General features: G+C 67.8%; 27 protein-coding genes. 12 read left to right on the top strand and 15 right to left on the bottom strand.

Annotation, left to right across the window (positions count from 1 at the left end; all coding sequences use genetic code 11):
• Positions 1-182: 182 nt before the first annotated feature.
• The gene (dinB, locus tag V3B25_RS20090; RefSeq protein WP_049424829.1) at positions 183-1,253 is read right to left on the bottom strand and encodes a DNA polymerase IV; all 1,071 of its coding nucleotides are present in this window, start codon (positions 1,251-1,253) and stop codon (positions 183-185) included.
• 191 nt (positions 1,254-1,444) lie between these two features.
• Between dinB and fabA the strand changes: the two genes are divergently transcribed.
• Both fabA and fabB read left to right on the top strand, forming a co-directional pair.
• Positions 1,445-1,960 (top strand): 3-hydroxyacyl-[acyl-carrier-protein] dehydratase FabA, encoded by a 516-nt coding sequence (gene fabA, locus V3B25_RS20085; RefSeq protein WP_005407930.1) that lies wholly within the window; start codon positions 1,445-1,447, stop codon positions 1,958-1,960.
• Positions 1,960-3,168 (top strand): beta-ketoacyl-ACP synthase I, encoded by a 1,209-nt coding sequence (gene fabB / locus V3B25_RS20080; RefSeq protein WP_012479031.1) that lies wholly within the window; start codon positions 1,960-1,962, stop codon positions 3,166-3,168. Before fabA ends, fabB begins: the two co-directional genes overlap by 1 nt.
• Positions 3,169-3,244: 76 nt before the next feature.
• On the opposite strand, the gene V3B25_RS20075 is transcribed toward fabB, so the two are convergent.
• From V3B25_RS20075 to V3B25_RS20065, 3 genes are read right to left on the bottom strand one after another with little or no spacing between them, the layout of a single operon-like run.
• Entirely contained in the window at positions 3,245-3,928 is a 684-nt protein-coding gene (locus tag V3B25_RS20075) for an HAD family phosphatase (RefSeq protein WP_049424823.1), read from the bottom strand.
• Positions 3,925-4,626, bottom strand: coding sequence for a pseudouridine synthase (locus tag V3B25_RS20070; protein WP_049424821.1), 702 nt, complete (start codon positions 4,624-4,626; stop codon positions 3,925-3,927). The genes V3B25_RS20075 and V3B25_RS20070 overlap by 4 nt, the downstream gene beginning before the upstream one ends.
• Positions 4,623-5,687 carry a class I SAM-dependent methyltransferase gene (locus V3B25_RS20065; protein WP_201118091.1) on the bottom strand — a complete coding sequence of 355 codons (1,065 nt, stop codon included), beginning with the start codon at positions 5,685-5,687 and terminating at the stop codon, positions 4,623-4,625. The genes V3B25_RS20070 and V3B25_RS20065 overlap by 4 nt, the downstream gene beginning before the upstream one ends.
• Before the next feature lie 157 nt (positions 5,688-5,844).
• Here V3B25_RS20065 and V3B25_RS20060 point away from each other — a divergent pair, with 157 nt between their 5' ends.
• A complete protein-coding gene (locus V3B25_RS20060; RefSeq protein WP_005407925.1) occupies positions 5,845-6,108 on the top strand; it encodes a hypothetical protein in 264 nt (87 codons plus the stop codon).
• Between the two features lie 160 nt (positions 6,109-6,268).
• On the opposite strand, the gene V3B25_RS20055 is transcribed toward V3B25_RS20060, so the two are convergent.
• Together V3B25_RS20055 and V3B25_RS20050 are read right to left on the bottom strand one after the other, a co-directional pair.
• The gene (locus V3B25_RS20055) at positions 6,269-6,559 is read right to left on the bottom strand and encodes a DUF3247 family protein (RefSeq protein ID WP_032128738.1); all 291 of its coding nucleotides are present in this window, start codon (positions 6,557-6,559) and stop codon (positions 6,269-6,271) included.
• Positions 6,560-6,602: 43 nt separating this feature from the next.
• Positions 6,603-8,591 (bottom strand): ATP-binding protein, encoded by a 1,989-nt coding sequence (locus V3B25_RS20050; RefSeq protein WP_049424820.1) that lies wholly within the window; start codon positions 8,589-8,591, stop codon positions 6,603-6,605.
• A 244-nt stretch (positions 8,592-8,835) separates the two neighbouring features.
• On the opposite strand from V3B25_RS20050, the gene V3B25_RS20045 reads away from it, so the two are divergent.
• Positions 8,836-9,399: a DUF3016 domain-containing protein gene (locus V3B25_RS20045; RefSeq protein ID WP_329811450.1), complete on the top strand. Its 564-nt coding sequence runs from the start codon at positions 8,836-8,838 to the stop codon at positions 9,397-9,399.
• 105 nt (positions 9,400-9,504) lie between these two features.
• On the opposite strand, the gene alr is transcribed toward V3B25_RS20045, so the two are convergent.
• Together alr and V3B25_RS20035 are read right to left on the bottom strand one after the other, a co-directional pair.
• Positions 9,505-10,575, bottom strand: a complete 1,071-nt coding sequence (gene alr / locus V3B25_RS20040) for an alanine racemase (protein ID WP_329811449.1) — start codon at positions 10,573-10,575, stop codon at positions 9,505-9,507.
• Positions 10,554-11,858 carry a D-amino acid dehydrogenase gene (locus tag V3B25_RS20035; protein WP_049424813.1) on the bottom strand — a complete coding sequence of 435 codons (1,305 nt, stop codon included), beginning with the start codon at positions 11,856-11,858 and terminating at the stop codon, positions 10,554-10,556. Before V3B25_RS20035 ends, alr begins: the two co-directional genes overlap by 22 nt.
• Before the next feature lie 149 nt (positions 11,859-12,007).
• Here V3B25_RS20035 and V3B25_RS20030 point away from each other — a divergent pair, with 149 nt between their 5' ends.
• Positions 12,008-12,487, top strand: a complete 480-nt coding sequence (locus V3B25_RS20030; protein WP_329811448.1) for a winged helix-turn-helix transcriptional regulator — start codon at positions 12,008-12,010, stop codon at positions 12,485-12,487.
• Between the two features lie 56 nt (positions 12,488-12,543).
• On the opposite strand, the gene V3B25_RS20025 is transcribed toward V3B25_RS20030, so the two are convergent.
• Positions 12,544-12,735: a lana protein gene (locus tag V3B25_RS20025; protein WP_135272167.1), complete on the bottom strand. Its 192-nt coding sequence runs from the start codon at positions 12,733-12,735 to the stop codon at positions 12,544-12,546.
• A 144-nt stretch (positions 12,736-12,879) separates the two neighbouring features.
• Positions 12,880-13,257, bottom strand: coding sequence for a classical arabinogalactan protein 4 (locus V3B25_RS20020; RefSeq protein WP_329811447.1), 378 nt, complete (start codon positions 13,255-13,257; stop codon positions 12,880-12,882).
• Positions 13,258-13,397: 140 nt separating this feature from the next.
• On the opposite strand from V3B25_RS20020, the gene msrB reads away from it, so the two are divergent.
• From msrB to V3B25_RS19995, 5 genes are all read left to right on the top strand, one after another.
• Positions 13,398-13,865 (top strand): peptide-methionine (R)-S-oxide reductase MsrB, encoded by a 468-nt coding sequence (gene msrB / locus V3B25_RS20015; RefSeq protein ID WP_005415117.1) that lies wholly within the window; start codon positions 13,398-13,400, stop codon positions 13,863-13,865.
• A gap of 91 nt (positions 13,866-13,956) precedes the next feature.
• Positions 13,957-14,811, top strand: coding sequence for a flagellar motor stator protein MotA (motA, locus tag V3B25_RS20010; protein ID WP_032128746.1), 855 nt, complete (start codon positions 13,957-13,959; stop codon positions 14,809-14,811).
• A 3-nt stretch (positions 14,812-14,814) separates the two neighbouring features.
• A complete protein-coding gene (gene motB / locus V3B25_RS20005) occupies positions 14,815-15,753 on the top strand; it encodes a flagellar motor protein MotB (protein ID WP_049398339.1) in 939 nt (312 codons plus the stop codon).
• A 128-nt stretch (positions 15,754-15,881) separates the two neighbouring features.
• Positions 15,882-16,370 carry a hypothetical protein gene (locus V3B25_RS20000; RefSeq protein ID WP_005407913.1) on the top strand — a complete coding sequence of 163 codons (489 nt, stop codon included), beginning with the start codon at positions 15,882-15,884 and terminating at the stop codon, positions 16,368-16,370.
• Between the two features lie 13 nt (positions 16,371-16,383).
• On the top strand, positions 16,384-16,659 hold the full coding sequence (locus V3B25_RS19995; RefSeq protein WP_132809056.1) for a DUF4031 domain-containing protein: 276 nt from the start codon (positions 16,384-16,386) through the stop codon (positions 16,657-16,659).
• 39 nt (positions 16,660-16,698) lie between these two features.
• Here the strand turns inward: V3B25_RS19995 and V3B25_RS19990 are convergent, their stop codons facing one another.
• Positions 16,699-17,241, bottom strand: a complete 543-nt coding sequence (locus tag V3B25_RS19990) for a hypothetical protein (RefSeq protein ID WP_329811446.1) — start codon at positions 17,239-17,241, stop codon at positions 16,699-16,701.
• 90 nt (positions 17,242-17,331) lie between these two features.
• On the opposite strand from V3B25_RS19990, the gene V3B25_RS19985 reads away from it, so the two are divergent.
• Entirely contained in the window at positions 17,332-17,580 is a 249-nt protein-coding gene (locus tag V3B25_RS19985; RefSeq protein ID WP_032128750.1) for a DUF3297 family protein, read from the top strand.
• 160 nt (positions 17,581-17,740) lie between these two features.
• On the opposite strand, the gene V3B25_RS19980 is transcribed toward V3B25_RS19985, so the two are convergent.
• The 3 genes from V3B25_RS19980 to V3B25_RS19970 all read right to left on the bottom strand — a co-directional run bounded on the left by V3B25_RS19980 (position 17,741) and on the right by V3B25_RS19970 (position 20,738).
• Positions 17,741-19,390, bottom strand: a complete 1,650-nt coding sequence (locus tag V3B25_RS19980; RefSeq protein ID WP_329811445.1) for a Na+/H+ antiporter — start codon at positions 19,388-19,390, stop codon at positions 17,741-17,743.
• A gap of 117 nt (positions 19,391-19,507) precedes the next feature.
• Entirely contained in the window at positions 19,508-20,296 is a 789-nt protein-coding gene (locus V3B25_RS19975; RefSeq protein ID WP_049424806.1) for a class III extradiol ring-cleavage dioxygenase, read from the bottom strand.
• 31 nt (positions 20,297-20,327) lie between these two features.
• Complete coding sequence (locus V3B25_RS19970; RefSeq protein ID WP_049424804.1) at positions 20,328-20,738, bottom strand: DoxX family protein; 411 nt, start codon at positions 20,736-20,738, stop codon at positions 20,328-20,330.
• A gap of 96 nt (positions 20,739-20,834) precedes the next feature.
• On the opposite strand from V3B25_RS19970, the gene V3B25_RS19965 reads away from it, so the two are divergent.
• The gene (locus tag V3B25_RS19965; RefSeq protein ID WP_049424802.1) at positions 20,835-21,716 is read left to right on the top strand and encodes a LysR family transcriptional regulator; all 882 of its coding nucleotides are present in this window, start codon (positions 20,835-20,837) and stop codon (positions 21,714-21,716) included.
• Between the two features lie 95 nt (positions 21,717-21,811).
• Here the strand turns inward: V3B25_RS19965 and V3B25_RS19960 are convergent, their stop codons facing one another.
• Entirely contained in the window at positions 21,812-24,874 is a 3,063-nt protein-coding gene (locus V3B25_RS19960; RefSeq protein ID WP_329811451.1) for an EAL domain-containing protein, read from the bottom strand.
• Positions 24,875-25,042: the final 168 nt, after the last annotated feature.

The raw sequence follows: 25,042 nt of genomic DNA, 5'->3' as shown, positions 1-25,042 counted from the left end.
GTCCGGTTGCGGGGGACGCCGTGAATCCGTCCATGGAGGCTCGGTCGCGCCATCCATGGCGCTCACGCCCCCGCAACCGGACCCACCCCGCCTTCGACAGTTTCCCGCCATCTGTCGGAACCTGCTGCTGATGGAACCTGCCGCTGTTGGTGGGTGCCGACCGTTGGTCGGCACGGCAATGATCAGTGCTCGAACAATTCGCCCTGCACCATCGGTTCCTTTTCGCGGAAGCCGCCCAGCCCGACGCCGACCAGGCGGTAGCGCGTCTCCGCCGGCAGGTCGACGCGGGCGCGCAGGGCCAGGGCGATGTCGCGCAGTTCTTCCATCGATTCCGGCGGGCGCTCGGGGGTGAAGCTGCGGGTGAGGATGCGGAACTGCGCGGTCTTCAGTTTCAGCACCACGGTGTGGCCGACGCGTTCGGTCTTGCGCGTGGCATTCCAGGTCTTCTCTGCCAACTGCACGATTGCCTCCCCCAGGTCTTCCAACGGCAGGTCTTCGGCGAAGGTGTCTTCGGAGGAAATCGACTGCACCTGCTGGTCCGGTTCCACCGGGCGCTCGTCGATGCCGCGTGCGCGGTTGTACAGACTGCGGCCGAAACTGCCGAACGCCTCTTCCAGATCGATCAGTGCCCACTGCCGCAGGTCGCCGCAGGTGACGATGCCGCGCGCAGCCAGCTTGCCTTCCATTACCTTGCCGACGCCGGGCACGCGGTTCACCGGCAGCGGCAGCAGGAACGCGTCCACCCGCTGCGGTGGAATCACGAACTGGCCATCGGGCTTGCGCCAGTCCGAAGCGATCTTGGCCAGGAACTTGTTCGGCGCGATCCCGGCTGAAGCGGTCAGGTTCGTCTCCTCGCGGATCTGCGCACGGATGGTGCGGGCGATGTCGGTGGCCAGTTCGATGCCGCTCTTCGGCTCGGTCACGTCCAGATAGGCCTCGTCCAGCGACAGCGGCTCGACCAGGTCGGTATGGCGCAGGAAGATCGCGCGTACCTGTTGTGACACCGCCTTGTAACGCGCGAAGTCCGGCGGCACGAAGATCGCGTCCGGGCACAGGCGCTCGGCACGCACGGCAGGCATCGCCGAACGCACGCCAAACACGCGTGCCTCGTACGAGGCCGCGCACACCACCGAGCGTGCACCACGCCATGCCACAACCACTGGTTTGCCGCGCAGTGACGGATCGTCGCGCTGCTCCACCGACGCGTAGAACGCGTCCATGTCGACGTGGATGATCTTGCGCAGTCGGGTCATGTCAGGCGGAAAGGGCGGGGGCGTGCCGAACGGGCCACACGCCGAAGTATGGTCGTTGCACATCAACAGGATGCGCGTATTCCATTGAAAACACTACGGTTGCGTACGGTTGAAATGTTTGATCGGCGCAGTTTCCACGGGCATCCTCGAGCGCTTGTTTCCCTGTTTCCCCGCTTCCAGGATTGTGCTTCATGACCCGTCTCCACGCGTTCAACCGCGAACAGCTGCTGGCCAGCGCACGCGGTGAACTGTTCGGCACCGCCGCCGGCCGTTTGCCCAACGATCCGATGCTGATGTTCGACCGCATCACCGACATCCGCGAGGACGGCGGACCGCATGGCAAGGGCATGGTACGCGCCGAACTGGATATCCGCCCGGACCTGTGGTTCTTCGGCTGCCACTTCATCGGCGACCCGGTGATGCCCGGCTGCCTCGGCCTGGATGCCATGTGGCAGCTGACCGGCTTCTTCCTGACCTGGCTGGGCGCCCCCGGCAAGGGCCGCGCACTGGGCTGCGGCGAGGTGAAGTTCACCGGCCAGGTACTGCCGGAGGCCAAGCTGGTGCGTTACGAGATCGACATCAGCCGCGTCATCAACCGCAAGCTGGTGATGGCCCAGTCGGACGCCCGCATGTATGTGGATGACCGCGAAATCTACAGCGCGCGCGACCTGCGCGTCGGCCTGTTCACCGAAACCGGGAGCTTCTGATGCGTCGCGTCGTCATCACCGGCATGGGCATCACGTCCTGCCTCGGCAATGATCTGGATACCGTTTCGGCCGCGCTGCGCGAAGGGCGCTCGGGCATCACCGCCCTGGCCGACCACGCCGAAGCGGGCCTGCGCAGCCAGGTCGGCGGTCGTGTCGACCTCGATCTGGAGGCGCTGATCGACCGCAAGCAGAAGCGCTTCATGAGCGATGCGGCGGCCTTCGCCTATCTGGCCATGCGCGATGCCATCGCCGATGCCGGGCTCAGCGCCGAGCAGGTCAGCAGCCTGCGCACCGGCCTGATCGCCGGTTCCGGTGGCGGCTCCAGCGAATGGCAGATCGGCGCGGTCGACCTGCTGCGCGAACGTGGGGTGCGCAAGGTCGGCCCGTACATGGTGCCGCGCACGATGTGCTCGACGGTCTCGGCCTGCCTGGCCACGGCCTACCAGATCAAGGGCGTCAGCTATTCGCTGTCGGCCGCCTGCGCCACCTCGGCGCACTGCATCGGCGCCGCCGCGGACATGATCCGCCATGGCGCGCAGGACATCATGTTCGCCGGTGGCGGTGAAGACCTGCACTGGTCGATGAGCGTGATGTTCGATGCGATGGGTGCGCTGTCGACCAGCTTCAACGAGACCCCGGCCAGCGCCTCGCGTCCATACGACAAGGACCGCGACGGCTTCGTCATCGCCGGTGGCGGCGGCATGCTGGTGCTGGAGGACTACGACCACGCCGTTGCGCGCGGTGCGCACATCCATGCCGAGCTGATCGGTTACGGCGTGACGTCCGATGGCGCCGACATGGTCGCGCCGTCCGGTGAAGGCGCGGTGCGCTGCATGAAGATGGCGCTGCAGGGCGTCGATCGCCCGCTGGACTATCTCAACACCCACGGCACCTCGACCCCGCTGGGCGACGTCACCGAGCTCAACGCGATCCGCGAAGTGTTCGGCGACGCGGTGCCGCCGCTGTCCTCGACCAAGGCGCTGTCCGGCCATTCGCTGGGTGCGGCCAGCGTGCATGAGGCGATCTACTGCCTGCTGATGATGCGCGATGGCTTCGTTGCCGGTTCGGCCAACATCGGCGAACTGGACCCGAAGGTGGAAAGCTTCCCGATCCTGCGCGAGAGCCGCGAGCAGAAGCTGGATACGGTGATGTCCAACAGCTTTGGCTTCGGTGGCACCAACGCTGCACTGGTGTTCGGGCGGGTGTGATGGGGCAGGTGTGCCGACCAACGGTCGGCACCCACCAAAGCAGCAAAGAGTGCCGACCCACGGTCGGCGCCCACCGTTACCTCGGCAGCAGCGGCAGCAGCAGCGCGTGCGCGTCCACCAGCGATCCAACGATGCGGTGGCCCAGGGCACGCAACTCTTCATCCGGATGCACCAGGTCAGGCACCTGGATCACGGTCATGCCGGCCGCCAGCGCCGCACGCGTACCGGCCGGTGAGTCTTCCAGCGCCAGGCAGCGTTCCGGCGCCTGGCCCAGCCGCTGCGCGGCCAGCAGGTAGATATCCGGCGCCGGCTTCGGCCGCGCCACATCACCACTGGTGATCACGGCATCGAAATACGGCAGCAGGCCGGCAGCGGCCAGCTTGCGGTTGGCCCGCGGCTGCCGCGTGGTGGTTGCCACCGCGCGCGGTACCGCGTGCGCTTTCAGCAGCTCCAGCAGCTCCAGAATGCCCGGACGCAGCGGCAGGCCGGTCTGTGTGCGTGCTTCGTACAGCTCATGGCAGCGTGCGGCCACCGCTTCGATCACGCTGTCCTCGATACCCTGCGCACGCAGCAGCGCGTGCGTGTCACGGTCACCGAGGCCGACCATGCGCAGGAACACGGTCTCGTCCAGGCCCAGCCCGAATTCGTCGGCCGCCTCGCTCCAGCAGGCCAGCGAGACCCGCTCGCTGTCGATCATCAGGCCGTCCATGTCAAAGATGACGGCGTCGGGCAGGAACGGCAGCGCAGCGATGGTGGTCATGGAGCGAACAGCGTATCCAGATCGGTGGAGGTGAGCTGCCGCCATTGCCCCTCGTCCAGTCCCTGCAGGTCCAGCCCGCCGACGCGGCTGCGGTGCAGGGTCTGCACGTGGTTGCCGGTGGCGGCGAACATGCGGCGTACCTGATGGTAGCGGCCTTCATGCAGTACCAGGCGTGCGCGACGCGCATCCAGCACTTCCAGTTCAGCCGGCAGCAGGGGGGTCTTCTCGGACTCCAGCATCAGCGTACCGCTGGCGAACAACGCCACTTCGTCGCCGCGCAGGTCGTCGCTCAGTTCCACTTCGTAGACCTTGGGCAGCTTCGACTTCGGCGAGATGATCCGGTGCAGCAGGCCGCCATCGTCGGTCAGCAGCAGCAGGCCGCTGGTCTCGCGGTCAAGGCGGCCCACGGTGGACAGCACCGGATCGCGGTCGCGGAAGCGCGGCGGCAGCAGGTCGTAGATCAGGCGGCCGGTGTCCTTGGTCGAACAGGTGTAGCCGGCCGGCTTGTGCAGCGCGATCGACAGCCCCACCGGCGGGTCCAGCGGCTCGCCGTCGACCCGGATCGCCTCGTGCGGCACCTGGTCGTCGGCATACAGCACCTCGCCGTCGGCGTCGGTGACGCGGCCTTCGCGGAACATCCACTGCACCTGCTTGCGGCTGCCATAGCCCAGGTTGGCGATAAGCTTGACCAGCTTCACTTGCCCTTCCCCTTCACCGCTTCCACCAGCTTGAAGCCATCACGCTCGGCGATCACGCGCACCGCGCCAAAGCTCTCGTTGAGCGTGTACTCGTACGGCAGGTGGCGGTTGGCCACCACGTACAGGCGTCCGCCCGGGCGCAGCGCCTGCGCGGCCACGGCGATGAAGCGCTGGCCGATGTCCGGGCGATCGGCGCGCGAGGGCGTGTGGAACGGCGGGTTGCTGATGATGACGTCGTAGCCCGGCTCGATGCCGGCGGTGACGTCCTGCCACAGGAAGCGCAGCGGCAGCGCGCGCGGCGGCGGCGCCAGGTTCAGTTCGGCCAGGGCCAACGCACGCTGCTCGGCTTCGTACAGATCCAGCGCGGTGATCTTCGGGCAGCGTTCCAGCAGCTCGCGCGACAGATAGCCATAGCCCGCGCCGAGGTCGGCGGCACGCCCGGCCAGGTCGGCCGGCAGGTGCTCGGCCAACAGCGCCGACGCCGGGTCGATGCGATCCCAGGCGAACACGCCCGGGCGGCTGAGGAAACGGCCGCCGACGATCGGCCGCACCGCATCCAGTGCCGACCAGCGCTTGGCCAGGTCGGCGTCGTGCTGGCCCTGCATCGGGGCGGTCCAGTACACGCGACAGTGGTTTTTGGTCAGGCTGCCGCCGAGGCCGGTCAGTTGCTTGAGGTCACCCTCGCCCGAACGTGCACCTTCGTTGTTGGACTGGCAGGCGACGATGCGGCCGCCGTCGGCGACCAGCGCCAGCGCGCGCGCGAACAGGGCACGGGCCTCCTCGCGCTGGCGCGGCGGCAGCACCAGCACCAGCGGGTAGCGGCCCTTGCCGGCCACATCATCCAGCTGGCCGCTGACGGTCCAGCCGGCGGCCTGCTGCAGCGGCTGCGCGAACGGGGCAAAGCTCTGCTCGCAATGCACTTCGCGGTTGCCGGCCGCTTCGCGCAGCGGCCAGCCATCGCGGGCACGCAGGAACGCCACCGGGCCCTCCGGCCAGCGCAGGGCGCCTTGGGAGAACGGCAGGAGCAGGGTCTGCAGGGGGGCGTCGTCGCTGGAGGCCATCGGCGCGGGTACTTCAAGCGTGAGGGCCGTCCATTGTACCGGCTTGGCCGCGCCGGCCCCGGCTGGTCGCTTTGCGAAACCCGAACGGGGCCTTGATGTGGCAGAAACATTGAAACGTTCAGGGTAGAGGCTCCCCCGGAAACCCAGGAGAACCTGCATGCGAGCCTTGTTCGTCGGTGGCGTGGTCGACAACAGCGAAATGGACCTGGAAGGCAGCCATCCGCCCGTGCATTACCCCGAGGACACCGGCGGCGGCCACTCACGCTACCGGCTGCACCAGGTCGGCCATGGCGCCGACGGCAGCGTGGCGTATGCGGTGTACGGCGCACCGGACCTGGCCGACGACGAGGTGGCGAGGGTGGCGGAAGAACGCGCCTATGCGCGCCGGTTCGAGGCGACGCCTACGTTGTTCGAGCATTGATCCCAACAGCCACGCATGGCGTGGCTCTACTGCAACCTCTGGAAAATCCACGCTGTGCGTGGACGGCATGAGGCCTGGCCGATGACGAGGTCACGCACATCCATGCGTGGCCCTTTCCAGTAGATCCACGCCATGCGTGGATGGGGTTGGCAGGTTGCCGTCAGACCCTGGGCGGCAACCTGCGGATGCTGGCGATTTCATCCAGCCACACATGGTGCTGCTGCACCGGCGTGTCGTAGTCATCCAGCCGCAGCTGGCCGTTGCTGCCTTCGTCGCCGGCCTCGTTGCGGTATTGCTGCACCGTTGGTTTCACGGCGACGGTGCCGAGCAGCCGGCGACCATCCTGCAGGGTCAGTTCCACCTGCGTTTCGCCTTCCAGCTGCGGCAGCAGGGCTTCCAGGCGCGCGATCTGCGCCGGATCGGTATGGATGCGGGGAGCTGTACGGGACATCGGCGACCTCCTGCGTGCAGGGTCGCCGATCGGCCGTGAATGCTCAGTGCAGCGCGCTGTCCGCGCGTGGCACCTGCACTTTGCGTACCGCAGCCACCAGCTGTGCCACCGAGTACGGCTTGGCCACGTGCTCCTGGAAGCCCGACGCCAGCGCTCGGCGCCGGTCATCGGCACGTGCCAGCGCGGTCACAGCAACCGCCGGCAGGGTCATCGCATCCACGCCCATGTCCTCGCGCAGCGTGCGCACCAGGCCATAGCCATCCATGCCCGGCATGCCGATGTCGGTCAGCATCACGTGGTACTGCAGGTGCCCGGTATCGGCCAGCAGCGCCAGCGCTTCACCGGCCGAGCTGGCTGCCGACACGCTTGCGCCCTGCTCTTCCAGCATGCGCCGCAGGTACTCCAGCACTTCCGGCTGGTCTTCCACCGCCAGCACGTGCATGCCGCGCAGCGGATACGGTTCGACGATCACCGGCTCCAGGATCGGTCCGCTGATCACTTCGCGCAGCGGCCGCCGTTCGGCATCGGGAATGTGCTGCGGCAAGCGTACGGTGAAGGTGGCGCCGTGGCCATGGCCCTCGCTGGCAGCGGTGACGGTACCGCCATGCAGTTCGACCAGCTGCTGCACGATTGCCAGACCCAGGCCGAGGCCACCATGGCGTCGGGTGGTGGTGCCATCGGCCTGGCGGAAGCGGCTGAACAGATGATTGAGGAATTCGGGCGCGATGCCGTCGCCGGTGTCGCGCACGGTGATCACCCAGTGGTTGCCGTCGGCCTGCAGCTGCAGATCGATGCGGCCTTCGGCCGGGGTGAACTTGATCGCATTCGACAGCAGGTTCCACAACACCTGCTGCAGGCGGGTGGCATCGCCCAGCACCAGGCTGGGCTGCTCCGGCAGCTGCAGGCTCACGTCCAGCGCCTTGCCTTCGGCGACCAGCTCCTGCGCGCCGATGGCTTCGCCCAGCAGGTCGCGCAGGTCCAGTATCTCCACCTCCAGCTGCACCTTGCCCAGCAGCATGCTGCTGAGGTCGAGCATGTCCGAGATCAGCCGCTTCTGCGCACCGGCGCTGTTGGCAATCACGTTCAGGCCCTTGTACAGCGGGCTGGTGTTGTCCACGCGCTGCAGCAGCAGCTCGCTCCAACCGAGGATGGTGGTCAGTGGCGTACGCAGTTCATGCGACAGCGTGGCCAGGAACTCGTCCTTCAGCCGCGCCATGTTCTCGGCTGCGCTGCGCGCGGCACGCTCGGACTGCAGCAGCTCCTCGCGGGCCAGTTCGATCTCGCGGCGTTCGGTCACGTCCGGGCTGCTGCCGGCCAGGCCGATGAAGCGGCCCATCCGCGAGAAGCGCGGACGCGCGTTCATCTCCAGCCAACGCCAGTCGCCATCGGCGCGTCGGGCCCGCACCAGCGCATGCATCGACCGCTGCGCCTTCAGCGCTTCCTGCAGTTCGTACTCGAACACCGACGCATCGTCCGGGTGCACCAGGCCACGCCAGACGTCTTCCGGCACGCGCGTCTCGTCGCCGCCGAAGAACTCACTGAAAGCGCTGTTGACGAAACGGGCATGGCCGCGCTCGTCGAGCACCCACACCGGCATCGGCAGACCGTCGGCCAGCGCACTGAAGCGGGCTTCACTTTCGCCCAGCTCCACTTCCATCTGCTTGCGCGCGGTGATGTCGAAGAACAGGATGCCGACCTTGTCCTCACCCGGGCGGCCCACGCGCACCGCATCCACCGCGAACGAGCGGCCCAGCGCACGCGCTTCCATCTCGAACTGTGCCGGCCGGCCACTGCGGGCAACTTCGCCGTAGATGCGGAACCAGTCTTCCTCGTGGCCCGGTTCCAGCGCCGTCATGCGCTGGCCACGCGCATCCTTCAGGCCGGTGTGGCGCTCGAAGGCGTCGTTGACCTCGATGAAACGATAGTCGACCGCACGATCGCCCTCGAACAGCACCTGGATCACGCAGAAACCGGCGTTGATGCGCTCAAGCACGCCATGATGCAGGTCGGGTTCGGGCGCCGGCACCATCATCGGTGGGCGCTCCACGAGGGGCGGCAGTGTGGACAAGGGCGTCAGTGCAGGCCGGGTTGGAGGCACAGCATCTTCCAAAGCGCGTATTCACAGCGTCAAGCGCCGTCAGTCATGGTTGACGACGATGAATTGGCGGCAACCACTCTTGCGCATGACGCAATCTGCCATTGCGGCGCCCCGGCCGCAGGATCACACTCGATCTGTGATCAACATCGTCCCCATCGCGGGGACGCAGGAGACCGTCATGAAACGCTCACTCGCGATTGCCCTGCTGGCAGGCGCCCTGGTGGCGGGCGGCGCCGCCGCTGCACCGCGCACCGTGACCGATGCGGACGCGCCACGTGCGTTGCAGGCCGATGGCCCGGTCAGCGTGAAATGGGAGGACCCGGCCAAATTCACCGAGATCCGCCAGAGCACCAACCGCTTCGAGGCCGAGCGTGGCGACTGGGTACAGCAGCTGGCACGCTACCTGCAGACCACCGCCGCCAAGCCGCTGCAGCCTGGGCAGACCCTCGATGTGACCCTGGTCGACATCAAGCGCGCCGGTGACTACGAGCCGTGGCATGGCCCGCGTGGCCGCGACATCCGGATCATGCGTGACATCTACCCGCCGCGGATCAGCCTGCAGTACACGTTGAAGGACGCCAGCGGCCGTATCGTCAGCGAGGGCGATGCGCGCCTCAGCGATACCGGCTACCTGCACAACCTGGGGCTGAAGAGCGACAGTGATCCGCTGCGCTACGAGAAGCGCCTGATCGATGACTGGGTGAAGCGGCAGCTGACCAGCCAGGCCACCGCGGCGCGATGATCCCGGGCGGCGCGACCCACCGGTAGGTGTCGACCTTGGTCGACACGCATTCACAGCGCCGACCAAGGTCGGCCGCTACCAGAGCCGTGCACGGCCAGCGTTCGGTCAATCCTGATAGACCTTCGCCACGCGCTTGACCGCGCACGGCAGCTGGTACGCACTCACGCCGCAGCGCGGCGCCAGTTCGGACAGCGTCGGTGCACTGCCCCACAGTTCCACCACGCTGCCGATGCCGGCCTGCGCGTGCGCGGTCAGGTCCACGGTCAGCATGTCCATCGACACGCGCCCGATCAGGGCACCGGGCTGACCATCGATCAGCACCGGGGTGCCATTCGGGGCGAACTGCGGATAACCGTCGGCATAGCCGAGCGCGACCACGCCCACGCGGGTGCGTGCCTTGGCCACGAAGCGGGCGCCATAACCCACCGGCTCACCGGCCTCGATCCAGCGCTCGGCGATCACCTTCGACTGCATCGTCATCACCGGGCGCAGGCGCTCGGTCAGTACGGTGTTGTCAGGCAGCGGATTGGCGCCGTACAGCATCAGGCCCGGGCGCACCCAGTCGCTGCGTACATCCGGCCAGCCCAGCAGCGCCGGCGAGTTGCACACACTGGTCTCGCCTTCCAACCCGTCAGTGGCGCGGGCGAAGGTCGCGGCCTGCTCGTGGGTGCGCTCGCTGTCCAGCTCGTCGGCGCGTGCCAGGTGGGTCATCAGCACGATGCGCTCGACCTGCGGCAGCGCCGACAGGCGCGCATGCGCCGCACGGAAGCCGTCCACGTCCAGGCCGAGGCGATGCATGCCGCTGTCCAGCTTCAGCCACACCGTCAACGGACGCGGACTGTCGAAGGCAGCGACGGCTTCCAGCTGCCACGGCGAGCCGACGGCGAACCAGAAATCATGCTCGGCCACCAGCGCCATGTCGCTGGGCTCGAAGATGCCTTCCAGCAGCAGGATCGGCGCACGGATGCTGGCCTGGCGCAGTTCCAGCGCCTCTTCGATGGTGGCCACGCCGAAACCATCGGCCTCGCCTTCCAGTGCCTGCGCACAGCGCACTGCGCCGTGGCCATAGGCATCGGCCTTGATGATCGCCAGGGCCTTGCCACCGCCCAGTTCACGGGCGAGCCGGTAGTTGCTGCGCAGGGCGCCCAGATCGATCAGCGCGCGGGCAGGACGCATGTGCGGTTCTCTTGTTGCGACGCGTGACCGTACTGGCCGTAGCGGAAAATATCCAGGCCTTCGGTGCTGATCTGCGGCTGGCGCGCGCTCATCAGGTCGGCCAGGTAGCGGCCCGAGCCGCAGGCCATGGTCCAGCCCAGCGTGCCGTGGCCGGTGTTGAGGTACAGGTTGCGGAATGGCGTGGCGCCGATCACCGGCGTACCGTCCGGCGTGGCCGGGCGCAGGCCGGTCCAGAACTGCGCGCGCGACAGGTCACCGCCCTTCGGGTAGAGATCGCTGACCACCAGCTCCAGGGTCTCGCGACGGCGCTGCGACAGCGACAGGTCGAAGCCGGCCACTTCGGCCATGCCACCGACGCGGATGCGGTCGTCGAAGCGGGTCACCGCCACCTTGTAGCTCTCATCGAGGATGGTCGAGGTCGGCGCCATCGCCGGGTCGGTGATCGGCAAGGTCAGCGAGTAACCCTTCAGCGGATACACCGGCAGGCGCATGCCCAACGATGCGACCAGCGCCGGCGAGTAGCTGCCGAGCGCGACCACGAAGCGGTCGGCGGTTTCCAGCTTGCCGTCGATGCGTACGCCGGTGATGCGGTCGCCATCGAATTCCAGGCCGGTGATGTCCTGGTCGAAACGGAACTCGACCCCGGCATCCACGCACATCTGCGCCAGGCGGCGGGTGAACAGCTGGCAGTCGCCGGTCTGGTCACGCGGCAGGCGCAGCGCGCCGACCAGGCCATCGACATGGGCCAGGGCCGGTTCGGCCTGGATGATGCCGGCGCGGTCCAGTACCTCGTACGGCACGCCGTACTGGGCCAGGATCTCGATGTCCTGCGCCGAGGCATCCAGCTGCTGCTGGGTGCGGAACAGCTGGGTGGTGCCCAGGTCGCGGCCTTCGAACTCGATGCCGATCTGCGCGCGCAGCTCGTTCAGGCAGTCGCGGCTGTACTCGGACATGCGCACCATGCGCGCCTTGTTGATCGCGTAGCGCTCGTGGGTGCAGTTGCGCAGCATCTGCCACAGCCAGCGGTACTGGGCCAGGTCCATGCCCGGCTTGATCGCCAGCGGCGCATGCTTCTCGAACAGCCAACCGATGGCCTTCTTCGGCACGCCCGGGGCGGCCCACGGCGAGGTGTAGCCGAACGACAGCTGGCCGGCATTGGCAAAGCTGGTTTCCAGCGCCGGGCCGGGTTGGCGGTCGATGACCGTGACTTCAAACCCGGCCTGTCGCAGGTACCAGGCACTGGTGGTGCCGATCACGCCGCTGCCGAGAACTAGGACTCGCATGGGACTTCTCCAACCCGATCATTCCCTGCACTGGAGCGTGCCGGGACCATAATTGGGGAAGTATAGACAGCCATTCCCAGTTGATTTGCCTGATTTGCAATCAACCGGCAGGATGTTCCCCTGCAATTCATTCCCCAAGGTTGACGGCCATGGCCACCCGTACCCGCGAACTGGACAAGATCGATCGCAAGATCCTGCGCATCCTGCAGGCCGAGGGCCGTATCTCCTTCACCGAACTGGGCGAGCGGGTCGGCCTGTCGACCACCCCGTGCACCGAGCGCGTGCGCCGGCTCGAGCGCGAAGGGGTGATCACCGGCTACCACGCCCACCTCGACCCGGCGGCGGTGAAAGCCAGCCTGCTGGTGTTCGTGGAGATCAGCCTGGCCTACAAGTCCGGCGACATCTTCGAAGAGTTCCGGCGCGCGGCCCTGAAGCTGCCCAACGTGCTGGAGTGCCATCTGGTCTCGGGCGACTTCGATTACCTGCTGAAGGCACGGATCAACGAAATGGCCTCCTACCGCAAGCTGCTCGGCAGCACCTTGCTGACACTGCCGCATGTACGAGAGTCGAAGAGCTACATCGTGATGGAAGAAGTGAAGGAAACGCTGAGCCTGCCGATTCCGGATTGAGTCCGGAACGGTAGTGGGGCCAGATCCCGTGCAGCGGGCTCTGACCCCCGGGTCCGTCAGCGCTGCTGCGGATGCTTCTGCGAGCGCTGTTCCTGCTGCTTGCCACCCTTGTGCGGCTGCTGCGGGTCCATCTGTTGCTGTTGCTGTTGCTGCTGTTGCTGTTGCTGCGGGTTGCGGCCCTGCGGTTCCTTGCCGGGATGACGGTTCTGCTGGTTTTTCATGATCGCGATCCAGTGGACGAAGGACATGCGGCGGCGCAATGCCGGCGCACGGTCACGTTGGTCCCGGAACGGTTAATCGCAGGCGAAAAAGCAGTGATCTGCAGCGGGTTGTTTTCGTGCGTTCAGGCCGGACAGCGTGCGGTAGCCGCCAACCTCGTTTGGCACCCTAGATCAGCGCTTGATCTGCTGGCCATCGCCGGCCGGCACGCTGTCGTAATAGCGGCCGGTACGCGAATCGAACACGCGGTTCGGACCGGCCGGGCGCACGCCAGGCACGATGCGGCCATTGCGGTCGTACACCTTGTCGGTCGGCTTCGGCGCCGGGGTGGGCGCGATCTGGGCGGGACCGGTGGACCTGATCGGCTGCGCCGGCTGCGGCGACGGCAGGACCTGCGGCTGCGGGCGAGCGGCCTGCGGCGGCGGCATCACCGGCTGCGGTGCCACGGTGGTGGCACTGCGGGTGGCGGTCGGGCTCGACGACGTCGGTACCTGGGCCTGCGCGACCAGGGGCAACAGGGCCATCAACAGCAGGGAAAGGGTCAGTTTCATATCACGCTCCGGCGTGGATCACATTTACCTTGCACCTGCACCTGTGTGCCGGCCATGAACGGCCATCACACTTGCAAGCGCGCGCCGGCACCCCCACGTTTTCCGCCATCCCCAGGCCATCAACCCCACGGAGCGCCGCCATGACTGCCTTCGACCTGACGCCCCCCACCGCCACCCAGACCGAGGCGCTGATCGCCGGCCTCAGCAGTGAAGAGCGCCGCGTGCTGCTGCAGCACGGTACCGAGGCGCCGTTCTGCGGCGTGTTCCTCGACAACAAGCGCGAGGGCGTCTACTGCTGCCGGCTGTGCGCACTGCCGCTGTTCCGCTCCAGCACCAAGTTCGATTCCGGCACCGGTTGGCCGAGCTTCTTCGCCCCGTTCGACCCGGCACACGTGCGCGAAATCCGCGATACCAGCCACGGCATGGTCCGCACCGAGATCACCTGCGCGCGCTGCGGCAGCCACCTGGGTCACGTTTTCCCGGACGGCCCGCCGCCCACCTACGAGCGCCACTGCCTGAACTCCGTCTCACTTTCGTTCACCGGCAATGGCGAGCCCTGGCCCGACCCGTTGCAGCGTGGCGGCGCAGAAAGCGGCGTGGCGGGCTGAAACACCCCGCTGACCGATTTCACAGAATTCCCTCTTCAGAAAACCGGGCGACGGGCCGACAAGGAGATATCCCCTCTCCTTGCGTCGCCCCATGCTCATCATCGTTGGATTCCTGGTCGTCATCGTCAGCGTGATCGGGGGCTATCTCGGTGCCCACGGCCGCCTGGGTGCCCTCTGGCAGCCCTACGAGCTGGTCATCATCGGTGGCGCCGCGCTCGGCGCCTTCCTGGTCGGCACCCCGGCCAAGACGGTCAAGCAGACCCTGCAGGCCATGGTCGGCGTGTTCAAGGGCCCGCGCTACAAGCAGCAGGACTACATCGATGTCCTCAGCCTGCTCTATGAACTGCTCAACAAGGCCCGCCGCGAAGGCTTCATGGCGCTGGAAGACCACGTCGAGCGCCCGGCCGAAAGCGCGCTGTTCGGCAACTACCCCAAGGTGCAGGCCGACCACCACCTGATCGACTTCATCACCGACTGCCTGCGCCTGATGATCGGCAGCAACATCGAGCCACACGAGCTGGAGCCGCTGCTGGAACTGGAGCTGGAAAAGCACCACGCCGAGGCCATGGCGCCGTCGCAGGTGCTGACCAAGGTCGCCGACGGACTGCCCGGTTTCGGCATCGTCGCGGCGGTGCTCGGCATCGTCATCACCATGGGTTCGATCGGCGGGGATATCGTCGAGGTCGGCGGCCATGTGGCCGGCGCGCTGGTCGGCACCTTCCTGGGCATCCTGCTGGGCTACGGTTTCGTCGGCCCGATGGCGGCCGCGATGGAAGCGCGCGCCGAGCAGGACAGCCGCATCTACGAATCGGTGAAGACCGCGCTGCTGGCCTGCCTGCGTGGCTACAACCCGAAGATCGCGCTGGAATTCGCCCGCAAGACGCTGCCGTCGAACGTGCGCCCGGCCTTCTCCGATTTCGAGCAGCACCTGAAGACGGTCAAGTAAGCCATGGCCGAGACCAAGCCCACCGTCATCGTCCGCCGGGTCAAGAAGGCCGGCCACGCCGCCCATCATGGCGGTTCGTGGAAGGTGGCCTATGCCGACTTCGTGACCGCGATGATGGCGTTCTTCCTGGTGCTGTGGCTGATGGCCACCACCAACAAGAACGACCGTGCGGCCATTTCCGAGTACTTCCGCAACCCCAGCCCGCTGAGCGGGCAGAACGCCACGCCGGCGCCCGGCATGGCCGGCCCGGGTGGCGCCAGCACCTCGATGATCAAGCTCGGCGGTGCCACCGACATCTCGCGGGGCAGCAGCAACGATCCCTTCCAGAACCAGAAGGAAGCCGTGCCGCAGCCGGTGGACCAGCAGCAGCGCGACAAGCAGCAGCTGGAAGCGCTGATGAAGGAACTGCAGGAAGCGATCAGCAAGAGCCAGGCACTGGAGCCGTTCAAGGACCAGCTGCTGCTGGACCTGACCCCGGAAGGCCTGCGCATCCAGATCGTGGACAAGCAGAACCGGCCGATGTTCGACCTCGGCAGCGCCACGCTGAAGCCGTACACGCAGCAGATCCTGCACGAGCTGGCCAATTACCTGAACCACGTGCCGAACCGGATCAGCCTGACCGGCCACACCGACATCACCGCCTATTCGGCCGCGCGCGGCTACGGCAACTGGGAACTGAGCGCCGATCGTGCCAACGCCGCACGGCGCGCACTGGTGGACGGCGGCCTGGAGGACAGCAAGATCACCCGCGTGGTCGGCCTGTCTTCGTCGGTGCTGTTCGACAAGGCCGACCCGCAGAACCCGATCAACCGACGCATCAGCATCGTGGTGATGACCCAGGCCGCCGAAGCGGCCGCCCTGGCCGGTGCCGGCCCGCAGGTGGGGCTGTCGGCCCCCGCCGCCGACCCGGACGTGCAGGCCGCGCAGGGGCCGGCAAAGTAAACGGTAGATGCGGACCTTGGTCCGCACATCCGGGAAAAGCGTGCGGACCAAGGTCCGCACCCACCAGGGGCATGACCCGGCGCACCCGCTACAATGGCGGTCTTTCCGTTTCCAGGTGACTCCACCCCATGTCCCAGAACTCCAAGGCCAAGCGCGACAAGCGCAAGAAGCAGCAGGCCAAGCGCCCGTTCCTCCGCCTGAACGCCCAGCAGCAGGTGCAGAACCATGCCGTGCTGACCAACGAAGACGGCCAGGTGGTCGCGGCCATCGGCCTGCAGGGCCGTGAGTGGCTGCTGGCCATCGGCGGCCAGACCATGGGCAACGCCGAGAACCCGGTGCCGATGCTGGCCATGCTCAAGCACCTGGCCAACGTGCAGGAGAAGGAAGGCCGCAAGGTCAACCTGGAGTACTCCGAACTGCTGCAGAAGCTGCTGGACACCCTGGCCGCCGAATCCGAGCAGACCGCCGACGAGTACCTGGACAAGCTGGTCGCCGAGTTCGAAGGCGTCGACGCTGCTGAGGGCGAGGAAGGCGAAGCCGCCGAGGGCGACGTGGCCGAAGAAGCCGCTGCCGAGGCCGCTCCGGCCGCTGACAGCGACAGCAAGCCGCAGGCCTGAACCGGCCGCGGCGGTGACGGTCTACGTCGATGACGCGGTGCATCCCTGGCGCGGACAGCGCTGGGCGCACCTGATGGCCGACACCCTGGCCGAGCTGCACGCGATGGCGGCGCAGCTCGGCATTCCCCTGCGGGCCTTCCAGAACAAGGCCAGCGGCGCCCACTACGACGTCACCGCCGAACTGCGTACGCAGGCGATCGCGCTCGGTGCGCGGGCGATCTCAAGGCACACCGACCGCGCGCTGGTCAAAGCGGTGATCGCCAACGCCAGGGCGCAGTACCGGCCGTAGATGGGAGCGCCGGGCATGGCCCGGCGCTACCGATCAATCTCAGAACGGGTCGCTGCCCAGCCGGATTTCCACGTTCAGCAGCGAGCACAGCGCCAGCATCGCGTCGTCGTCGCGGGTCAGCGCCATCACGCCGGTGAAGCCGTCGCTGCCGGCATCCACGCTCCACAGCGTGTAGTTGTGCTCGCGCAGGCGGTCGAAGGCGGTGGACATCAGCTGCACGCCGTCCAGGTCTTCGGCGAAGTCCTCGTCGTCCAGGTCGCCGCCCCAGTCCAGCTGCAGGTTGAAGCGCGCCGACAGCTCGTTCACCGCCGACTGCAGCGATTCCAGGTCATCTCGTTCCACCTCGAAACCGGACTTCCAGGCGATGGCCGTGAACAGCGCTGGCAGCCAGTCGCTGTCCGCTTCCAGCGGCTGCCCGTCCTCGGCCAGGTGCTCGCGCCAGCGGTTGAACTGCTGCAGGGCCAGCTCTTCGTCGCCCGGGTTGATCAGTACCAGCAGGTTCCAGACCCGCGCCTCGAAGCCGTCTTCGTCGAAGTCGTGGATGTCTTCCTCGAAGTCGAAATAGTCGCTGTTGTCGGGCATGGCGGAACTTCCTCTGGGGCAGGCCGGCATTCTACGGTTTATCCTGTGCCGCTGAAGCCGGCCTTGGTGGCCGTCACTGTGAATGAAGCGATGAGCGATACCCCTCCCGACCACCTGGCGATCAACCCGGCCAGCCCCTTCCATGATGCGCAGGCGCTGGAGCGCGGCGTTGGCGTGCGTTTCAACGACGTCGAGCGCGACAACGTCGAGGAATACTCGGTCAGCGAAGGCTGGATCCGCGTGCAGGCCGGCAAGGCCCGCGACCGCCGCGGCAACCCGATGACCATCAAGGTCAAGGGCAAGGTTGAGGCGTATTTCCTGGACCAGAAGCCGGAATAACCCGCGCCGTGGGATCGGTAGAGTCGAGCTTGCTCGACTGCTTTGGGAAAGAGCAGTCGAGCAAGCTCCGGCCGCGGGGGGTTTGCGCCCCGGGCGTGGGGCGTTCTCGTCGCGGGCCCCCCCCCCCCCCCCCCCCCCGACTCTACGTTTCGGGGCAGGGTCACTCGCGCTTGCGCGATTCCAGCAGGTCCAGGTTGCGGATCAGGCGCCGCGAGATCTCATCGGAGATCACCCCGCGCCGGGTCAGCCGGAACAGCTCCTCGCGCTCGGCATTGAGGCCGGCGCTGCGCAGCTGGCGGTAGCCCAGTTCCATGCGTCGCACCTTCTCCGGGTCCACGTCGGGCCCGTCGCTGTCCTTCTCCAGGTGGCGCTGGTACAGCAGGCTGACCCGCGAGGCGGCGTCGTTGTACAGCTGCACGTTCTCGGTGTTCTGGTTCATCACCATCTGCTGGCGCATGCGCTCGACCCCGGCCAGCGCCGCCTTCGACGACAGCCGGCGCGCCAGATCCTCTTCCTTGCGCTCACCCGAATCGGACGGCAGCTGCAGGCCTTTCAACAGCCGCGGCAGCGCGATGCTGGCGCCCAGCAGCGAGAACAGGATCACCGACGCGGCCAGGAAGATCACCAGGTCACGCGCCGGGAACGCACTGCCGTCGGGCAGGAACAGCGGCAGGGTCAACACGCCGGCCAGGGTAATCGCACCGCGCACGCCGGCCACCGAGGTCGCCACCACGATGCGCCAGTTCGGCGCCTCGCCCCGCTCCAGGCCGCGACGGCGCGCGCGCAGCAGGTTCCAGCGCAGCGACAGCCACACCCACAGCAGGCGCAGCACGACCAGTGCCAGATTGATCACCACCACATACACCAGCAGCCACCACGCACTCTGGTGGCCGGTCTCGTTCATGGTGGTGGTGGCGCGTTCGACGATGCCCGGCAGCTGCTCGCCCAGCAGCACGAGCATGATGCCGTTGAAGCTGAACTGCAGCATGTTCCAGACCCCGGCGCGCTGCACGCGCATGCTGCCGGAGACGCGGCCGGTCAGCTCGACATAGCTCATCGCGATACCGGCGGCGACCGCGGCGAGGATGCCCGAGGCATGGATCTCTTCGGCCAGCAGGTAGGCCGCGAACGGAATGAGCAGGTTGACCAGCATCGCCGCGCCCGGCTCTTCGCCGAAGCGACGCCACAGCCAGCGCTGGAAGGTGGACACACCCAGCGTCACTGCCACGCCCACAGCAAGGCCGGCCACCGCCACCCATACGAAGGTCAGCGAGGCCGTGGCCAGCGAGAAGGTGCCGGTCATCACTGCCGCCACCGCGAAGCGGAAGCAGACCAGGCCCGAGGCATCGTTCAGCAGCGACTCGCCCTCAAGGATGTGCATCAGGCGCTTGGGAATCGGCGCCTTGGAAGCGATGGCCCCGACCGCCACCGGGTCGGTCGGCGACACGATGGCCGCCAGCGCGAAGCACACCGCCAGTGGCATCACTGGAATCAGCCAGTGGATGAGGAAGCCGGCGCCGATGACGGTGAACACCACCAGGCCGAACGCCAGCTCGAGGATCGCGCCCTTGTCGCGGAACAGGCCCTGTTTGGGAATACGCCAGCCATCCAGGAACAGCAGCGGCGGCAGGAACAGCAGGAAGAACACCTCCGGCTCCAGCGCGTGGCCGCGGTTGAACACGCCGGCGATGACCGCACCCAGGCCGATCTGCACCAGCGGCAGCGGCAACGAGAACGGCAGGACACGAACCAGGTAGCCGCTGGCGACAACGGCCACCAGCATCGCCAGGACGACTTCAATGGTATGCATGCTTCTTCCAGGAAGCGGCGCGCGGGGAGGCTCGCAAGCCAGCGCCGGAAACCCGGAAAAAACTACCACATGCGGCCATGACCGCGACGGCCGGGGCCGCCGCGCGTCAGCCCCGGCTCATGCCCCGTCGAAGCGGTACAGATCCATGGCGAGGAAGCCAGCATCGATACCGGCGTCGATGCGGCGTGCACCGAAGCCGCCCTCGCCGGCCGCGCCCATCGCGAAGAACAGCGGCAGCAGGTGCTCGTCGGTCGGGTGCGCACGTTCGGCGAACGGCGCCTGCCGGCGGTAATCGAGCAGGGCCTGGCGGTCGTCGGCGGCCAGGCGCTGCTCCACCCACTCGATGAAGGGCCGCACGTACGGCGCTTCCTTGCCGTCCTGGTAGTCGCCCCAGTCGTGCAGGTTGTGGGTGATGCTGCCCGAGCCGACCAGCAGCACGCCCTGCTCGCGCAGCGGCGCCAGCGCGCGGCCGAGCGCGAACTGGTGCTCGGGGCCGAGCATCGGCTGGATCGACACCGGCACCACCGGGATGTCGGCCTGCGGGCGCAGCAGCCGCAGCGGCACCCAGGCACCGTGGTCGAGGCCACGCTGCGGGTCGAGTGCCACCGGCAGGCCAGCGGCGGCGATGCGGCCGGCCACCTCTTCGGCCAGCGCCGGATCGCCCGGCGCCGGGTACTGCAGTTCAAACAGCGCGCGCGGGAAGCCGCCGAAGTCATGGATGGTCGGTGGCTGCGGATGCGCGCCGACCAGCGGCTGCCGGCCCAGCCAGTGCGCCGAGGCCATCACGATGGCGCGCGGCGTCGGCAGGTCGCGCGCCAGCTCGGCCAGGCGCACGCCAACCTGGCCCGGATGCAGGGCGGTCATCGGCGAACCATGCGAGATGTACAGCGAAGGCAGGCGGGACATGGAATTCTCCAGTTGCAGGGTCAGGCGGCGATCAGCGCGAACGCAGGGTCCACTTGCCATCGCCGACCAGGAACAGCACTACCAGCGCCAGTGCCCAGAACGCCGGGTATTCCCAGCCGCCGCCGGCATTGGCGAAACCGAAGCCGTTGGCGCCGTGCACGGTGACGATGGTGCCCAGCAGCAGCGGCACACCTACCAGGCCCACCCAGCGTGCGTAGATGCCCAGCAGGAGCGCGACGGTGATCACCAGCTCGACGCCGATGGTGAGGTAGCCGAGCACGCCGGGCAGGCCCAGCGACTCGAAGAACGCCGCCGTGCCGGCCGGGGTGAATACCAGCAGCTTGATCAGCGCATGGACCAGGAACAGCACGCCCAGGGCCAGGCGCAGCAGGGTGGCGCCGTACGGGGCCAGCGGCGAAACAGGAGCGGTCGTGGTGTGCATGGGGAAACACCTTGAAGGGAGTGGGCACAGGTTATTGCGCCTTCGTGGACCAATAAATACGATGGATTGACCGTATTTATTTCAAAAGGCGCAACAATGGACACCCTCGAGGCGATGCGCGTGTTCGTGGCGGTGGTCGAGCGCAACGGCTTCAGTGCCGCCGCCCAGGCCCTGGATATGTCCACTGCCGGCGTCACCCGCCAGGTCGCCGCGCTGGAAAAGCGCCTGTCCACCCGCCTGCTCCACCGCACCACGCGCCGGGTCAGCCCGACCAGTGCCGGTGCCGCCTACTACGCCCAGTGCGTGCGCCTGCTGGCCGAGTTCGACGCGCTGGAGGCCAGCATCGGCGCGCAGGCGCTGGAGCCCTCCGGCACGCTGCGCATCAACGCACCGGTCAGTTGGGGCATCGCCCGCCTCGGCCCGCTGCTGGCCAGCTACCGCGAACGCTTCCCGCAGGTGGAACTGGACCTGGCCCTGTCCGACCGGCTGGTGGACATGGTCGAGGAAGGTTACGACGTCGCCATCCGCATCACCCGCGAGCCGGGGCCGACGTTGATCGCGCGACGTCTGGGCGAATCGCGGGTGAGCCTGTGCGCCGCGCCGGCCTACCTGGCCGCACGCGGTACGCCACAGACGCCGCAGGAGCTGCAGGCCCACGCCTGCCTGAGCTACAGCTACTGGGCCGCCGGCGACCATTGGCCGCTGCAGGGGCCGGGCGGCGAAGTGAAGGTGGCGGTGAGCAGCCTGCTGCACGCCAACAACGGCGACGTGCTGCGCGAAGCAGCAATCGCCGGCATGGGCGTGATCCTGCAACCGGATTTCCTGCTGGAAGACGCGCTGGCCGATGGCCGCCTGGTGCGCATCCTGCCCGAATGGGAGGCCTCGCCGATCGGCATCTTCGCGGTCTATACCAGCCGCAGCCATCTGGCACCGAAGGTGCGCAGTTTCATCGACCACCTGGTGGAGGCCGGGGTGTAGCCGAGTCTGGCGCTTGCCGGTAGTGCCGGCCGCTGGCCGGCAATCAGACACATCCCGGTCCTGGGCGAATGCCGGCCAGCGGCCGGCACTACCACTTAGGCGGCAACCTCATCCAGCGCCTCGATGATCCGTTCCAGCGGCGCCGGCCGCCCCAGCAGGTAACCCTGCACCTGGTCGCAGCCGTGCGCAGCCAGCCAGTCCAGCTGCCCTGGCGTTTCCACGCCCTCGGCGATGATGGTCAGGCCCATGCTGTGGCCCAGCGACAGCAGCGCGCGGCAGATCGAGGCATTGCGTGGGTTGGTTTCCACGTCGGCGACGAAGCTGCGATCGATCTTCAGGATGTCCAGCGGCAGGTGCTGCAGGTAGGACATGCTGGAATAGCCGGTACCGAAGTCATCCAGCGACACGCTGATGCCCTGCTCGTGCAGCCGCTGCATGGTCTGCATCGCCTGCGCCGGCTTGCGCATCAGGCTGCTCTCGGTCAGCTCCACGTGCAGCGCGCCGCGGGCCAGGCCGAACTCCTGCTGCGCGCGGGTGAACTCGGCCACCAGGTCGCTGTTGAAGAACTGCACCGCCGATACATTGACCGCGATCGGCAGCTCGCCCCAACCGGCCTCGACCAGCCGGCGCTGCGCCTTCGCCGCCGCACGGATCACCCAGCGGCCCAGCGCCAGGATCAGCCCGGTGTCCTCACACAGCTGGATGAACTCGTTGGGCGGGATGAAGCTGCCATCGGCCTGCGGCCAGCGCAGCAGAGCCTCCAGCGCGGCCGGGCTGCCATCGCTGGCGTGCCGGATCGGCTGGAAATACAGCTGGAACTCGTTGTCGATGGCGGCGTGGATGCGTCCGGCCAGGCGCAGGCGGTCGGCCAACCGCGTGGTCACCGCCGCGTCGAACCAGACCACCACATTGCCTTCGGCGCGCGCGGCATGCGCGGCCTGTGCGGCCATGCCGATCACCTGCTCGGCGCTGTGGTCGTCGCCGGCAATGTGCACGGCCACGCCGATGCGCGGCTCGAACTGGTGCAGCGAATCCTTGCCGCGCATCGGCGCCGACACGATCTGCAGCAGGTCGTCCAGCACGCGCTGGGTATCGTGCTCGGCACCGATGGCGAACACGAAGTCCTCCGCCGGCTGGAATGCCAGCGTGCCGCAGCGCGCGCCCAGGCCACCGAGCCGGGTCGCCATCGACTGCAGCACCGCATCGCCGATCTCGCGGCCCAGCGTGTCGGCCACCAGCTGCAGTCCTCGCAACTGCACGAAGGCGATGGTGTAGCCCTCCTGCTGCTCGTCCAGCTGTTCGGTCAACGCACGCACGTTGAGCAGGCCGGTGGCCGGGTTGTGCCGCGCCTGGTAGGCCAGGTCGCGCTCGTAGGCCAGCCGCTCGCTCACATCCTCGGCCAGCACCAGGCAGGCGGGCTGGCCATCGAAATCGAGCTTGGACAGGTGTGCGCGCACTTCGAACACACTGCCGTCCTTGCGCCGGTGCAGGCGCACGGTGGCATCCTGCAGCTCGCCGACACGGGCCTTGGCGATCGCACCCTTCACCTCGTCCCAGCCTTCGCGCGGGCGGATGTCGAGGATGCTCATCGCCAGGAATTCCTCGCGGCTGTAGCCGTACTGGCGCACGGCGGCATCGTTGACCTCGATGAAGCGCAGCGTATCCGGATCGAACACCCAGAACGGCGCTGGATTGCGGTCGAACAACAGGCGGAAGCGGCGTTCCACTTCGCTCATCTGCTCGCGGGCCTGGTAGCGTTCGCTCAGGTCGGTCAGCGCACCGATCATGCGGCGCTCGCTGTCGGCCACCTCCACCCGCTGCCCGCGTGCACCCACCCAGCGCACTGCGCCTCCGGGCAGTACCAGGCGGAACACCTGGTCGAGCACCGCGCCACCGGCGAAGGCCTGGTCGAAGGCCTGCTGCAGGCGCGCTGCATCATCACGATGCACGCGCGCGAAGAAATCGGCCACCGGCAGCGCATCGGTCTGCACGCCGAAGATCTCACGCGCCAGCGGTGACCAGCGCAACAGTGCGGCATCCTCGTCCACGTACCAGGTGCAGACGCGCCCGACCTGGTGGGCCAGGCGCAGCTCGGCATGCCCGGTCTTCAGTTCCTCCGCCATCGACTGCTGGCGGCGGGTGCTGCGGCGCACCGCGTACAGCAGGACCAGCAGCACCCCGACGTAGGCCAGCACGATCGCTACTGACGCCTGCAGGTAGGGCCACCATGGCGCCAGCACGTCCTCATCGGCCAACCCGACCTGCACCGCCAGCGGGCTGCGCTCCAGCGTGCTGATGGTGATGATGCGCTGCACACCATCGACCGCGCCCGGCAGGCTGCCCAGCTCGACCACGGCCTGCTTGCCGAGCAGGTCGCGATGCGGGAGATCGTAGCGACGGCCGACCGTACCGTGCGGGTCCGGTACGCGGGCCAGCATGTAGCCTTCCGCATCGCTGATCGAAACCAGCCCGTTCGGGCCAACATCGAGGCCGCCGATGATGCGCTGCAGTTCGCCGCAGCGCAGCCGCGCCAGCAACCAGCGGTCACCGGCCATCGGCAGCGCCAGCGGCACCACCCAGCTACCGTCGCTGGCGCGCAGCGGCGGGCCGATGTACAGCGAACTGCCCAGGCCTCGGCGCTGCGGATCGGTCCACAGCGGCAGGTTCAGGTCACCTTTGCCGGCCGTCAGGGCGCGGCCATAGCTGTCCAGCACCACGATGCTGTGCAGCTCGGCATGCCGGCGCAGCACGCCGCCGATGGAGGCATCAAGCAGCGCCGGCGCCTGCGCGGGCACGCTGCGGAACACTTCAACGGCATCGGCGGCGATGCCGGACATCGCCCGCTCCAGGTTGCGCAGCTCCAGCGCCAGCAGGCGCTCGCTGCCCACCGCCAGTGCACGGCTCTGGCGCTGTGCGGCCTCCAGCCGGCGGTGATGGTCGTTGGCCAGCATGGTGGTCAACCCGGCCACCAGCAGAATGCCCAGCAACACCCCGCCCCAGGTAATGGCGCGCAGCGGCCGGGCCAACGCCCGTTTCAGCGCGGGCATCGGTTGGTCTTCCTTGTGCAGTCGGCTGGCTTCATGCGCGAACGAATCCTCCACATCCCCGACCTCAACGGCCGGCGGACGCCATTCTTGACGCCTGACCCGCCCCCGCATGGCCACCTCCCCGTGTCCGCGCAGGGCTCCTGAGGCCAGCATGCACCACACCGGTGACGGCGTGAAGATCGCTTCCGCGCGTTCAGCCAGATCCCGCACAGGGCGGGCGGCACTACGGGAGGGCCAGCCGGGGCGGAGCGGATTAGACTTGGGGTTTTCCGCTGCAAG

It is taken from the genome of Stenotrophomonas sp. SMYL8 (assembly GCF_036320065.1).
Taxonomy (GTDB): domain Bacteria; phylum Pseudomonadota; class Gammaproteobacteria; order Xanthomonadales; family Xanthomonadaceae; genus Stenotrophomonas; species Stenotrophomonas maltophilia_A.
Note: the sequence above shows the minus strand (reverse complement) of the source record. Positions and strands in the feature narration are given on the sequence as shown.

Coding starts and splice junctions, on each gene's coding strand:
- V3B25_RS19975 (WP_049424806.1), bottom strand. CDS start 20,296: ATGTCCCGCCTGCCTTCGCTGTACATCTCGCATGGTTCGCCGATGACC.
- V3B25_RS20060 (WP_005407925.1), top strand. CDS start 5,845: ATGCGAGCCTTGTTCGTCGGTGGCGTGGTCGACAACAGCGAAATGGAC.
- V3B25_RS20025 (WP_135272167.1), bottom strand. CDS start 12,735: ATGTCCTTCGTCCACTGGATCGCGATCATGAAAAACCAGCAGAACCGT.
- dinB (WP_049424829.1), bottom strand. CDS start 1,253: ATGACCCGACTGCGCAAGATCATCCACGTCGACATGGACGCGTTCTAC.
- V3B25_RS20000 (WP_005407913.1), top strand. CDS start 15,882: ATGTCCCAGAACTCCAAGGCCAAGCGCGACAAGCGCAAGAAGCAGCAG.
- V3B25_RS19985 (WP_032128750.1), top strand. CDS start 17,332: ATGAGCGATACCCCTCCCGACCACCTGGCGATCAACCCGGCCAGCCCC.
- motB (WP_049398339.1), top strand. CDS start 14,815: ATGGCCGAGACCAAGCCCACCGTCATCGTCCGCCGGGTCAAGAAGGCC.
- V3B25_RS19965 (WP_049424802.1), top strand. CDS start 20,835: ATGGACACCCTCGAGGCGATGCGCGTGTTCGTGGCGGTGGTCGAGCGC.
- V3B25_RS19970 (WP_049424804.1), bottom strand. CDS start 20,738: ATGCACACCACGACCGCTCCTGTTTCGCCGCTGGCCCCGTACGGCGCC.
- V3B25_RS19980 (WP_329811445.1), bottom strand. CDS start 19,390: ATGCATACCATTGAAGTCGTCCTGGCGATGCTGGTGGCCGTTGTCGCC.
- alr (WP_329811449.1), bottom strand. CDS start 10,575: ATGCGTCCTGCCCGCGCGCTGATCGATCTGGGCGCCCTGCGCAGCAAC.
- V3B25_RS20065 (WP_201118091.1), bottom strand. CDS start 5,687: ATGGCCTCCAGCGACGACGCCCCCCTGCAGACCCTGCTCCTGCCGTTC.
- msrB (WP_005415117.1), top strand. CDS start 13,398: ATGACTGCCTTCGACCTGACGCCCCCCACCGCCACCCAGACCGAGGCG.
- V3B25_RS20045 (WP_329811450.1), top strand. CDS start 8,836: ATGAAACGCTCACTCGCGATTGCCCTGCTGGCAGGCGCCCTGGTGGCG.
- motA (WP_032128746.1), top strand. CDS start 13,957: ATGCTCATCATCGTTGGATTCCTGGTCGTCATCGTCAGCGTGATCGGG.
- V3B25_RS20055 (WP_032128738.1), bottom strand. CDS start 6,559: ATGTCCCGTACAGCTCCCCGCATCCATACCGATCCGGCGCAGATCGCG.
- V3B25_RS20075 (WP_049424823.1), bottom strand. CDS start 3,928: ATGACCACCATCGCTGCGCTGCCGTTCCTGCCCGACGCCGTCATCTTT.
- V3B25_RS20020 (WP_329811447.1), bottom strand. CDS start 13,257: ATGAAACTGACCCTTTCCCTGCTGTTGATGGCCCTGTTGCCCCTGGTC.
- V3B25_RS20050 (WP_049424820.1), bottom strand. CDS start 8,591: ATGATGGTGCCGGCGCCCGAACCCGACCTGCATCATGGCGTGCTTGAG.
- V3B25_RS20035 (WP_049424813.1), bottom strand. CDS start 11,858: ATGCGAGTCCTAGTTCTCGGCAGCGGCGTGATCGGCACCACCAGTGCC.
- V3B25_RS19990 (WP_329811446.1), bottom strand. CDS start 17,241: ATGCCCGACAACAGCGACTATTTCGACTTCGAGGAAGACATCCACGAC.
- V3B25_RS20030 (WP_329811448.1), top strand. CDS start 12,008: ATGGCCACCCGTACCCGCGAACTGGACAAGATCGATCGCAAGATCCTG.
- V3B25_RS19960 (WP_329811451.1), bottom strand. CDS start 24,874: ATGCGGGGGCGGGTCAGGCGTCAAGAATGGCGTCCGCCGGCCGTTGAG.
- fabA (WP_005407930.1), top strand. CDS start 1,445: ATGACCCGTCTCCACGCGTTCAACCGCGAACAGCTGCTGGCCAGCGCA.
- fabB (WP_012479031.1), top strand. CDS start 1,960: ATGCGTCGCGTCGTCATCACCGGCATGGGCATCACGTCCTGCCTCGGC.